The sequence below is a fragment of the Streptomyces sp. NPDC032721 genome (genome assembly GCF_055579625.1).
In genome coordinates this window covers 134,365-145,836 of record NZ_JBVIMX010000003.1, presented here as the reverse complement: position 1 = coordinate 145,836, position 11,472 = coordinate 134,365, and the positions used below count along the sequence as shown (strand labels likewise).

Annotated in this window: 10 protein-coding genes; 4 read left to right on the top strand and 6 right to left on the bottom strand. The window is 70.2% G+C overall.

Annotation, left to right across the window (positions count from 1 at the left end; translation table 11 throughout):
* The first annotated feature begins 1 nt into the window (after position 1).
* Both ACZ5PB_RS08835 and ACZ5PB_RS08830 read left to right on the top strand, forming a co-directional pair.
* A complete protein-coding gene (locus tag ACZ5PB_RS08835) occupies positions 2-727 on the top strand; it encodes a rhamnogalacturonan acetylesterase (RefSeq protein ID WP_468689125.1) in 726 nt (241 codons plus the stop codon).
* A 359-nt stretch (positions 728-1,086) separates the two neighbouring features.
* Entirely contained in the window at positions 1,087-2,790 is a 1,704-nt protein-coding gene (locus tag ACZ5PB_RS08830) for a prealbumin-like fold domain-containing protein (protein WP_468689123.1), read from the top strand.
* Positions 2,791-2,867: 77 nt separating this feature from the next.
* Here ACZ5PB_RS08830 and ACZ5PB_RS08825 read toward each other — a convergent pair whose 3' ends face one another.
* The 6 genes from ACZ5PB_RS08825 to ACZ5PB_RS08800 all read right to left on the bottom strand — a co-directional run bounded on the left by ACZ5PB_RS08825 (position 2,868) and on the right by ACZ5PB_RS08800 (position 9,728).
* The gene (locus ACZ5PB_RS08825; RefSeq protein WP_468689121.1) at positions 2,868-3,842 is read right to left on the bottom strand and encodes an arabinan endo-1,5-alpha-L-arabinosidase; all 975 of its coding nucleotides are present in this window, start codon (positions 3,840-3,842) and stop codon (positions 2,868-2,870) included.
* A 117-nt stretch (positions 3,843-3,959) separates the two neighbouring features.
* The gene (gene arfA / locus ACZ5PB_RS08820) at positions 3,960-5,477 is read right to left on the bottom strand and encodes an arabinosylfuranosidase ArfA (protein ID WP_468689119.1); all 1,518 of its coding nucleotides are present in this window, start codon (positions 5,475-5,477) and stop codon (positions 3,960-3,962) included.
* A gap of 52 nt (positions 5,478-5,529) precedes the next feature.
* Positions 5,530-6,411, bottom strand: a complete 882-nt coding sequence (locus tag ACZ5PB_RS08815) for a carbohydrate ABC transporter permease (RefSeq protein WP_468689117.1) — start codon at positions 6,409-6,411, stop codon at positions 5,530-5,532.
* Positions 6,408-7,367, bottom strand: coding sequence for a carbohydrate ABC transporter permease (locus ACZ5PB_RS08810; protein WP_468689116.1), 960 nt, complete (start codon positions 7,365-7,367; stop codon positions 6,408-6,410). The genes ACZ5PB_RS08815 and ACZ5PB_RS08810 overlap by 4 nt, the downstream gene beginning before the upstream one ends.
* Positions 7,364-8,734: an extracellular solute-binding protein gene (locus ACZ5PB_RS08805; RefSeq protein WP_468689115.1), complete on the bottom strand. Its 1,371-nt coding sequence runs from the start codon at positions 8,732-8,734 to the stop codon at positions 7,364-7,366. Before ACZ5PB_RS08805 ends, ACZ5PB_RS08810 begins: the two co-directional genes overlap by 4 nt.
* 154 nt (positions 8,735-8,888) lie before the next feature.
* On the bottom strand, positions 8,889-9,728 hold the full coding sequence (locus ACZ5PB_RS08800; protein ID WP_468689113.1) for a helix-turn-helix transcriptional regulator: 840 nt from the start codon (positions 9,726-9,728) through the stop codon (positions 8,889-8,891).
* Positions 9,729-10,002: 274 nt separating this feature from the next.
* Here ACZ5PB_RS08800 and ACZ5PB_RS08795 point away from each other — a divergent pair, with 274 nt between their 5' ends.
* Both ACZ5PB_RS08795 and ACZ5PB_RS08790 read left to right on the top strand, forming a co-directional pair.
* A complete protein-coding gene (locus ACZ5PB_RS08795) occupies positions 10,003-10,224 on the top strand; it encodes an Atu4866 domain-containing protein (protein ID WP_468689111.1) in 222 nt (73 codons plus the stop codon).
* A 70-nt stretch (positions 10,225-10,294) separates the two neighbouring features.
* A complete protein-coding gene (locus ACZ5PB_RS08790) occupies positions 10,295-11,344 on the top strand; it encodes an aldo/keto reductase (protein ID WP_468689110.1) in 1,050 nt (349 codons plus the stop codon).
* Positions 11,345-11,472 lie beyond the last annotated feature (128 nt).

The window sequence follows — 11,472 nt, the reverse complement described above, 5'->3', positions numbered from 1 at the left end:
CGTGACCATCCTTCCCACCCTCTACCTAGCCGGGGACTCGACCGCCGCGCAGAAGGACGCTGCCGCCGCACCCGAGGCCGGCTGGGGCATGGCCTTGCCCTTCTTCCTCTCCAAGGACGTGGACGTCGCCAACCACGCGATGAACGCCCGCAGCGCGCGGTCCTTCGTCGAGGAGGGCCGGCTGGACACGGTTCTCGCCGCCCTCCGTCCGGGCGACCACCTGCTGATCCAGTACGGCCACAACGATCAGAGCGACCGGCCCGAACGGCACACCGACCCCTGGTCCAGCTATCAGGAGTACCTGTTGCGCCATGTGAAGGGCGCCCGGGACCGGGGCGCACACCCCGTTCTCCTCACCCCGGTGGAGCGCCGTTCGTTCGACGCCGGGGGCCGGGCCGTGCCCACGCACGGCGACTACCCGCAGGCGATGCGTGCGCTGGCCGCGCGCGAGCACGTACCGCTGGTGGACGTGTCCGCGCTGTCCCTGGCCCGCTGGCAGCAACTCGGCCCACAGGCCACGAAGGAGTGCTTCCTGTGGGTCGGGGATACCCGGGACGACACGCACTTCCGGCCGCGCGGGGCGATCGAGGTGGCGCGGCTGGTGGCGAGGGGGCTGGCGGAGACGGGCTCGGTGCCCGGGTCATGGCTCGGCGACCTGGAGGCCGTGGTGCCGGACGAGCGGATCGAGTGGCCCGAGGTGGTGCCCGACAGGTTGCTCTCCTCCTGAACGCCCGTGTTCCGCGTGTCCGGCTGGGGGCCGGGGCAGGGACTCCGGCTGTGGACCAGGTCGTCGGCTCCGGCAGGGGGCCAGGGCCTCGGCGCGGGCGAGAAGGCCCCGTAGGCAGGCGGCCCGGCATCGCGACCGGGACTCTCTGACTCCGCCTCCCCGTGCTGGCAACCGCCGCCCCCGGCCTCCGCAAGTTCGGGGGCGGCGGTTGCCGTCAGCGCCTCGTCGGACTCGCCGTCCCCCTCGGTGTGCGGGCGCCCTCTGCGACTAGGGCAATCACTACTGCAATCAGATGATCAACGCCGGATGCCGGGAGCGGCACAATTCCTCCCCGCCCTCGTACGGCCCACCCTTGGCCGGTGACCACACGATCTTCACTTCTGCGCACGGGCGCGGCCACCCTGGTGGCCCTTGCCCTCACTTCCGCCCCGGTAGCGACGGCGGGAACCCCCGGCAATCCGGCGGACCGGGGAGGCCGGGAAATCGACGGAGGCCGGGACGCGGTCGAAGAGCAGGGCGGCCAACGCGGCCGGGCCGCGGCTCCCGGGCTGCGGCTGACCCTGGCCGCCCGGGTCTGCGACGACTACACCGACATCATGGCCAACCTCTTGCGGGACAACCACGCACAGTCCCTCCGCGACATCGGCAAGGACTCCGTCTATACGGCGGGCCGGCCCGTGTCCCCCGCGGTCGAGGAGCCCAACCACCCCAACTGCCGTCCACTGCCCGGTTGGCGGTTCACCCTCGGGCGCGGCATCAGCGGGGACGTCGACGGGCTGGCCACGGTCGTGCCCAGCGACTCCGGGGAGCAGCCGGTCACCCGGGCCACCACACCGCTCCTCGACGAGCAGGGCGACCCGACGGGACGAGACCTCGCGGGCGCGGTCACCGTGGCACTGGGCCCGGTCGACACGGACGTCGCCCAGCGGAGGCGTCTGCAGATCCAGGGCGGAACCCCCGCCGACCCGCTGAACACCGCGGACCTCGGCGCGAAGTACGCCTTCGGCGCCCTGCGCTGCGCGGTCGACAACCAGAAGAACGACAACGTGGACCGGGCCGCGTACCCGACCGGCGTCCAGCACGTCTTCTGCTACTACTACACGGTCGCCTCCACCGCGGGGGCCGGTGAGATCGTGGTCCGCAAACAGCTGAAAAACAGCACGGCCTCCCGGTCCTTCGGCTACAACGGCGACATCTCCTACTCCACCGACAAGGACTTCACCCTCGACGTCGTGGACGGCGCCCCTGGCGAGATGCGGTTCCGCAGGGCGGCGAGCAAGGGAACCGGCGCGAAGCCGTGGTCGTTCCTGGAGAAGCCCGTGGACGGGTGGACGCTCACCGACCTGACCTGCGCGTCGGCGAAGGCGACCAGCACGACCAGCACCACGCCGGCGGGCGCGGCCACGGTCGACCTGGCCGCCGGGGACACCGTCACCTGCACGTACACCAACGCGCCGAGCGACAGCGTGGCCCCGCTGACCCTGCGCAAGCAGACGCTGGGCGCGGCCGGTGGCCCCTTCGCCCTCACCGCGAAGGAGGGCTCGTCGGGAGAGACGGCGGTGTTCGCCCCGGTCACGACCAAGGCGGGGAACACCCCCACCGTGGCGGGCACGCGCCAACTGTCCCTCGGTGCCCACACCGTGACCGAGACGCTGCCCGCGGCCACGTCGGCCGGCCGGTGGGAGTTCGTACGGGCCGAGTGCGACGGTGCCGCGGTGACGGCAACGCCGGGCGCGAGCACCGTGTCGTTCCCGGTGGACGTCAAGGCGCCCGGGACGCAGTGCACGGTGACCAACCGCCTCGTACCGCCGCCGCCCCCCTCTCCGAAGCCCACTCCTCCTCCGACCGAACCCGGCTCCGGAAAGCCCACTGGCAAACCGACCGGCAAGCCCACCGCCAAACCCCACGGCAAGCCGCGGGCGATGCCCTCGTCCTCACCGAACTCGCCCCGCCCCCAGCTCTCCGAGACCGGCAGCGGGCACGTGGCCTCGGTCGCACTGCTCGGCGGCGGACTCCTCGCCACCGGCACCGGGACGGCCGCGCTGCGCCGCCGGAAGAGGTGACACGTCCCGCACCGGGAGTTTCCCCGGTGCGGGACGCTCGCATGTCCGACATCCGACATCCGGTATCCGGTAGCGGCTCAGAACGCCGTGGGCCAGCCGCCCTTCCAGTCGAGGCGGTTGAGGCCGAGCTTCGGGGTGCCGTTGTCGGAGCCGTCGTAGTAGTGGTAGACGAGCAGGTCGCCGTCGACGTCCTTCATGACGGACTGCCCGCCCGGCCCGATGTAGCGGCCGTTGGTCTCCATGACCGGGCTGCCGCCGTTCCTCATCATGTCGACGCCGCTCTTGTCCTTGTACGGGCCGGTGACGCGGGTCGAGCGGCCCACCTTGATCTTGTAGGTGGAGTCGACGCCCGCGCAGCAGACGTCGTACGCGGCGAAGAGGTAGTAGTAGCCGTCGCGCTTGACGATGAACGGCGCCTCCACCGCCTTGGTTCCGGTCGGCCGGGAGGCGAGGGAGTGCAGGGCCGTGTCGGTGGGGTGGCGCATTCCGGTGTTCGGGTCGAGCCGGAGCAGCTTGAGGCCGGTCCACCAACTGCCCAGCGACATCCACCACTTGCCGTTGTCGTCGACGAAGAGGTTGGGGTCGATGGCGTTGTGGTCGCTGGCGGAGTTCGTCGCGTACACGAGTCCGCGGTCGGTCCAGCTGCCCGCCTGGCCGGTGCGCGAGGTGGCGAGGCCGATGGCGGAGGTGTGGGAGCCGAAGGACGAGACTGAGTAGTACATCCAGTACTGACCGCGGTGGTAGGAGATGTCGGGCGCCCAGACGTCCGAGGTCTGCGAGTACTTCTTCCACCAGGTCGGCCGGGTCGGGAACGCGGACCCGCTGCGGACGAACGCGGTGCGGTCGGTGGAGGTGCGCAGCTGGAGGCCGTCGCCGGTGGAGTAGAGCAGGTACTGGCCGTTGGGTGCGCGGACCATCGTCGGGTCGTGCACGACGACGTCGCCGGTGACGTGCCCCGGGTTGGGGTACGCGGAGGCGGTCGTCGGCACGAGCGCGAGGAGGAGGGCGGCGGGCAGGGCGAGGAGTGCGGTACGGCGGGGGGTGCGGGTCACGTGGGTGCTCCTTGTCCGTGGGAGGGCCGTGGGGGGCGTGATCCCGTGAGGGCCCGTTGGGGGGCAACTCCGTTGCCGGGTACGCCGGTTGCTGCGACGGCGCACCCGGCAGGCCGGTCAGCTGAGGCGGATCACGTTCCAGGAGAGCGGTTCCAGTACGGCGTTCAGCACGCCGTCCTTGAGGGTCGTGCCGTCGATCGGGTGCGGGCCGACGCGCTCCGGGTCCTCAAGGGTGTTGCGGGCCTCCGGGTCCTCGTCGCAGAGCGCGCTGTGCTCGGCGACGGACGTCAGGTCCAGTCCGTGCAGGGCGACTTCGAGGGGGAGCGGATCGGTCTGGCTGCGGTTCACCGCGAATAGGGTGACCGAGCCGTCCTCGCCGCGTACCGCCGTCGCGTGCAGCAGCGGCACCTCCCCGTACGCCTTGGTCGCGTACGTGGGCGAGTCGGGCCGTACGTCGAGGACCTGGCCGCGCCCGTGGTGGGCGGCCTGGGCGAAGGGGAAGAAGGTGGTCTGCCGCCAGGCGGGGCCGCCGGGCTCGGTCATGATCGGGGCGATGACGTTGACGAGCTGGGCGAGGCAGGCGATGGACACCCGGTCGGCGTGCCGCAGCAGGGCGATGAGGAGCGATCCGACGACGACGGCGTCGGTGACGGAGTAGTTGTCTTCGAGCAGGCGGGGGGCCTCGGGCCAGTCGCGTGGGGCGGCGGCGGCCTCCTCGGAGGAGCGGCTCATGTACCAGACGTTCCACTCGTCGAAGGAGAGGTTGATCTTCTTCGACGACTTGAGGCGGGCGCCGATGTGGTCGCAGGTGGCGACGACGGCCTCGATGAAGGTCTCCATGTCGACGGCGGAGGCGAGGAAGGAGTCGCGGTCGCCGTCGATCTCCTCGTAGTAGGCGTGCAGGGAGATGTGGTCGACGAGGTCGTACGTCTCGCTGAGGACGGTCGCCTCCCAGGCGGCGAAGGTGTCCATGGCGCGGCCGGAGCTGCCGCAGGCGACGAGCTCGACGGCGGGGTCCAGCTGGCGCATGGCGCGGGCGGTTTCGGCGGCGAGGCGGCCGTACTCGGCGGCGGTCTTGTGGCCGGTCTGCCAGGGGCCGTCCAGCTCGTTGCCCAGGCACCACAGGCGGATGCCGAAGGGCTCCTTGTCGCCGTGGGCGATGCGGCGGTCGGAGAGTTCGGTGCCGGCGGGGTGGTTGGCGTACTCCTGGAGTTCGAGGGCTTCGGCGACGCCTCGGGTGCCGAGGTTGACGGCCATCATGGGCTCGGCCTGCGGGCCGACCTTGCGGAGGAAGTCGATGTACTCGCTGAGGCCGAAGCGGTTGGTCTCTGTGGAGCGCCAGGCGAGGTCGAGGCGGCGGGGGCGTTCGTCGGCGGGTCCGACGCTGTCCTCCCACTTGTAGCCGGACACGAAGTTGCCGCCGGGGTAGCGGATGGCGGTGGTACCGAGTTCGCGGACGAGGTCGAGGACGTCCGTGCGGAGTCCGGCCTCGTCGGCGGTGGGGTGGCCGGGTTCGTAGATGCCGGTGTAGACGCAGCGGCCGAGGTGCTCGACGAAGGAGCCGAAGAGGCGGGGGTCGACGGTGCCGACGGTGAAGGCGGGGTCGAGGGTGAAGCGGGCGACGGGGTGGGGCATGGTGCTGCCTTTCAAATGGCGCGGACGGGGGGAGAGTTGCTTACAGTCCGGCTTACTGTCCGGCGAGGCCGGTGTGGGCGACGCCTCGTACGATCTGGCGCTGGAAGAGCGCGAAGACGACGAGCAGCGGCAGACCGGCGATGACGACGGAGGCCATCATCTGGGCGTACCGCAGGCCGTAGCTGGACTGGACGTTGACCAGGCCGACGGGGAGCGTCATGCCGCTCGGGTCGGTGGTCACGAGGAACGGCCAGAGGAAGTTGTTCCAGGTGGAGATGAAGGTGAAGATCGCGACGGCGGCGAGGATGGGCCGCGAGAGCGGCATGACGATGGTCCAGAAGACGCGCCACCGCCCGGCGCCGTCGACGAACGCGGCCTCTTCGAGTTCGCGCGGCACCCCCTCGAAGAACTTCACCAGGATGAACACCATGGCGGGGACGGCGACTTGGGGCAGGATCACACCCCAGTACGTATCGACGAGGCCGAGCGAGACCATCTCCGCGAAGAGCGGCGCGATCAGCACCTGCGGGGGCACCATGATCCCGGCGAGCACGAGACCGTAGAGAGCCTTGCGGCCCTTGAAGTCAGTGCGGGCGAAACCGTACGCGGCCATCGCGCACAGTACGACCGTCAGCAGGGTCGTCATGACCGATATGTAGGCGGAATTGAACATCCACTGGCCGAGGTCGCCGGACTTCCACACCTCGCGGTACGCGTCGAAGGTGAGCGTGGAGCCGATCCACTGCAACGGCGTCCTGGTGGTCTCGCCCTCGGGCTTGAGGGAGGTCGCGACCGCCCAGGCGATCGGCAGCACCCACGCGACGACGAGCGCGAGCGCCACGACCAGCATGACGATCCGGCCGGGGGTCCAGCGGGGCTTGCGCCCGGTCGACGACGCCCGTTCCTTCTTCGCCTCCAACACGGCTGCTGTCATCGGGAGTTCACCTCGCGGTTGCGCCGGGACAGCCGCAGCTGGACCAGGGAGACGATCAGGATCAGGGCGAAGAAGAGGTACGAGACGGCGGAGGCGTAGCCGATGCGGTAGCCGGTGAATCCGGCGTCGTACACGTACTGGAGGATCGGACGGGTGGATTCGTCGGGGCCGCCGCCGGTCATGATGTAGATCTGGTCGAAGACCTTGAGCGAGGCGAGCACCTGGAGGACGACGACGACTCCGGTGGTGCGGGCGAGCATCGGCAGCGTGATGTGCCGCAGCCGCTGCCAGGCTCCCGCGCCGTCCAACTCGGCGGCTTCGTAGAGGTGTGGGGGGATCGCCTGAAGGGCGGCCAGATAGAGCAGGAAGTTGAAGCCCACCGTCCACCAGACCGTGGTGAGGACGATCGAGAGCATGGCGTACCGCTCGTCGGTGAGCCACCCGATGCCCGGTTGAAGCCCGATGGCGGCCAGCGCCTGGTCGGCGAAGCCGAAGTCCGACGGGAAGATCACCCAGAGGAACAGCAGGCCCACCACACCGGACGGCAGCAGGAACGGTGCGAACCAGCTCAACCGCCACAGCCACTGCACGACCCGCAGATGGTGCGCGAGCAGTGCGAGCACCAGCCCGACCAGCACCAGCGGCACGGTCGACAGGACGGTGAACCACACCGTGTTCCACAGCGAGGCCCAGACGTCCGGGTCCTGGACGGCCTCGATGTAGTTGTCGAGTCCGACGAAGCCGGCTCCGGCGCCGGTGATGTTCTCGCTGCGGACGCTCATGCCGAGCCCGGAGATCAGCGGCCAGACCAGGAACAGCGCGTACACGAGCAGGAACGGGGCGACGAAGACGAACCCGTGCTCCGACCAGTGCCTCTTGACCCTCATGGGTGTGGTGACGGCCGGCGGCGCGGCGGCAGGCCCCGCTGCCACGGCCGGCGTTTCGACGGCGGTCATGCGGACGCACCTCCCAGCGAACTGCCGGAGTTTCCGAAGGGGTTGGGGGTGTCGAGCAGCTTCCGCAGCCGCTTCTTGGCCTCGGCCAGCGCGTTCTGCGGCGTACGGGATCCGGTCAGCACTCCGGAGAACACGGCGCCGAGCTCGATCCACATCGGCGAGGCGGACCCCACGAACCACGCGGGTTCGTCCAGCACGACGTCGTCGATGACCGTGCGGTACTCGGACTGCGGCGTGAGCGACAGGTACTCGGGCTCCTTGAGCGTGGGCAGGTACGCGGGTACGTGGCCGCCCTTGCCCCACTCGACGCTGTGCTTCAGCATCCACGCGACGAAGGCGTGCGCGGCCCGGTTGCTCTCGCCGCCGCGGTCCTCCTGGTGCGGCAGCACGAACGAGTGGCAGTCGGCCTGCGCCGTCGCCCGGCCGAACAGGTTCGGCACCCTGGCCATGGAGAACGGCAGCTTGGTGGTGAGGAACGAACTGACCTCCCACTCGCCGTTCAGGAAGAACCCGGTCTTCCCGCCGTTGAACACCCCGATCGCGCCGGGGTAGTCGACGCGTCGCACCGCCAGCCCCTCGGCGACCAGCATGTGCATGTACTCCAGCGCGACCAGCGCCTTGGCGTCGTCGAGCGCCATGGTTCTGCCGTCCTCCGACAGAATCCGTCCGCCGGTCTGCGAGTAGAACGTCGAGAACAGCCGCCACGGCCCGACGACGGCGGGGCCGAGCGTCTCCGTCACGAGTCCCGGCTTCCCGGTCTCCTTCTTCACGGCCCGCAGCGCCTCGGTGAACTCCTTTGCCCCTTCGATGGGTTGGAGCTTGCCCCGGACGTCCAGGAGTCCGGCCTTCTTGCACACCTCGGTGTTGTAGAAGAGCACCATGGGGTGGGTGTCGAGCGGCACCGCGTACTGCTTTCCGCCGACCGCCCCTCGCTTCCAGATCGCCTCCGGGAAGTCCGCGGCCTTCACCCCGAACTCTTCCAGCAGCCCCAGATCGAACGGGTCCAGCAGCCGCCCCGGCGCGAACCCGGCGAGCCGTGCCAGGTGCAGCGCCGCCACTTCGGGCGCCCGCCCGCCGGCCCCGGCGAGCCCGAGCTTGGTGTAGTACGGCGCACCCCAGGCGAGCGTCGCCGCCTCAAGCCCGATCTCCGGGTGTTCGGCGCGGAAGGCGTCCAGCATCGCCTGCATGTTGACGCCGTCGCCGCCGCCGAAGAGGTGCCAGTAGCGCAGCCTCGTCTTCCCGGCCCCGGCACCCATGGCCTGCGGCGCCGCACAGCCGCCGACCCCGCCCGCCAGCGCACCGCTTGCGGCCGTTCCACCGATCCCGGCGAGTACGTTCCTGCGGCTCAGGGAGGATGGTCGTCCCATACCCCACCCCTCATGTTCGATATTACGAATGGTGCTCGTGACTTCGAACGGGACCGTAAGTTCCCTGTTGAGGGGCGTCAATGAGTTGCGCAGATATTCTCTGGAATCTCGACCGATGTTCGAAATCCCGCACGGCGTGGACGAGTGCGTCGGATCAGCCGGAGTTCCAGCTGCCGATCAGTCGCAGCGCGTCGGCGGACGGGGAGCCGGGCTGGGCCGAGTAGGCGATCAGCTTCCAGCCGGCCGTCCCGGCCACGTCCACGGCCTCGTAGTGCAGGTCGAGCGGTCCTACCAGCGGGTGGTCGAGCCGGTAGCGGCCGTGCGACTTGTCGTGGACGTCCTGCTGCGCCCACAACTGGCGGAACTCCTGGCTGTGCATGGACAACGTGCCGATGAGCTCGATGAGTTGCGGGTCGTCGGCGTGCCGACCGGCGTTCAGGCGCAGGTAGGCGACGGTGTCGGCGCACTTGCCCGGCAGGCTCTGTCCGAACAGCTCGCGAAAGGTCTGGTCGAAGAAGACCAGCCGGGCGGCGTTGCGTTCGGCTCCCGGCAGCGTGGGGAAGTCGGCGAACACGCCCCTGGCCAGGTCGTTCCAGGCGACGAACTCCGCGCGCGGCCCCACGATGTAGGCCGGTCCCGCCACGGTGTCCAGCAGCATCCGCAACGAGGCACGCACGTCGGCCACCGGCTCCTGCTGGACGCGGCGGGACTCGGGACGGGCCAGGTTGCGCAAGTGGCGGGTCTCGTCGGCGCTGAGCCGCAGGGCTCGGGCGATCGCGTCGAGCACGTGCTCGGACACGTGAGGATTGCGTCCCTGCTCCAGCCGTACGTAGTGATCGACGCTCACCCCGGCGAGTTGGGCGAGCTCCTCCCTGCGCAGCCCCGGCACCCGGCGCCGGCCGTACGTGGTCAGCCCGGCCTCCTGCGGCGTCACCCGGTTCCGCCGCGAGCGCAGGAACTCGCTCAACTCTGTCCGTCGGTCCACACCGCCCATTATGGGCGGCACACCGCCCCGCCAGGGTGGGGAGCTTTTCCCCAGGATGGACCTGCCCTGGTACGGCTCGTGCGGCCCGGCCGATGGTGGTCGGCATGAAGTACAAAGCCCTCGTGATCGTCGCCTTCATCACCCTTGCTGCTACCGCCTGTACCGCCGGGGCCGAGACTCCGACGGGCTCGGTCGCACAACCCTCGGCGTCGGCGGGCACGCCCACGCGGAGTACCTCGGGCACGCCGGGGACCGAGGGCATTCCCGCCGAACTCGTGGGCACGTGGGCACGTGGGCCAGCAAGGACGGCGAACCCGTCCTGCGGCTCACCCGCGACGGCACCTTCGAGGAAGACCTCAACGGCACCCGGGCTGCCTTCAAGGGCAGCTACGTGGTCCGCGAGAAGAGCTTCCACCTGAGCGCCGACAACGGCGCCAGGGCCGAGGGCAGCATCGTCGGCGACTTCCACCACCTGGAACTCAGCGGCTACGAGCTGGAGTGCTGACGCGCCACCAGCCGCACCATCCACCCGCACATTCCACCCGCACCATCCATTGCCATGGAAAGAGAGAGCGATGCTTGCCAAACAAACGCTGGGCCGTACCGGGATGGAGATCACCCGGGTGGGGTTCGGATCCTGGGTGGTGGCCGGGTCCGGCTGGAGGTTCAGCTGGGGCGACACCGACGACGCCGAGTCGATCTCGGCCATCCGGCACGCGCTCGACTCGGGCGTGAACTGGATCGACACCGCCGCGGTGTACGGCCTCGGCCACGCGGAGGAGCTGGTCGGGAAGGCGATCGCGAACCTTCGCGAGAAGCCGTACGTCTTCACCAAGGCCGGTCTGGTGTGGGACCGGGACAACCCGTCGGCCGCGCCTCGGCGGATCATGAAGCCCGCCAGCGTGCGCCGCGAGGTCGAGGACTCGCTGCGGCGGCTGGGCGTGGAGCGGATCGATCTGTATCAGGTGCACTGGCCCGACACCGGCGAGTCTCTGGAGTACGCCGGTGACGGCTCCGGCCAGGTATCGCCCAACGCCACGCCGCTGGAGGAGTACTGGCAGGTCATGGCCGATCTGAAGGCCGAGGGGAAGGTCGGTGCGATCGGGCTGTCCAACCATGACCTGGTGCAGCTGGAGGCGGCCGAGAGGATCGCGCACGTGGACGTGATTCAGCCGCCGTTCTCGGCGATCAACCGGTCGGCTGCGGCCGAGGTCGCGTGGGCGGCCGCCAGCGGCACCGGCGTGATCGCCTACTCGCCCCTGCAGTCCGGACTGCTGACCGGCGCGTTCACCGCCGAACGGGCGGCGTCGCTGGGCGCCGACGACTGGCGGTCCGCGCACGCCGACTTCAACACCGGGCTGGCCGCCAACCTCCGGCTCGCCGACGCGCTGAAGCCGATCGCCGTCCGGCAAGGGGTGAGCGTGGCCGAGGTGGCCGTCGCCTGGGTGCTGGCCTGGCCGGGCATGACCGGCGCCATCGTGGGCGCGCGCACGGCCGCCCAGGTCGACGGCTGGATCGGTGCGGGGGATCTGGAACTGACCGCCGCCGATGTGGACGAGATCGTCGCCGCCATCACCACCACGGGCGCGGGTACCGGCCCCGCCGAGGCTCGAAACGCAGGCTGAACCGCGCCTGTCACCCTGCCGGCGTCGGCCGTCGGCGCCCTGACGCCACCGGCACAACGGGTTCGAGGCGGCGGGGAAACTTCAGCGATCTCCCTCACCTACATGTCGTTCACGACGAGACGGAGCAT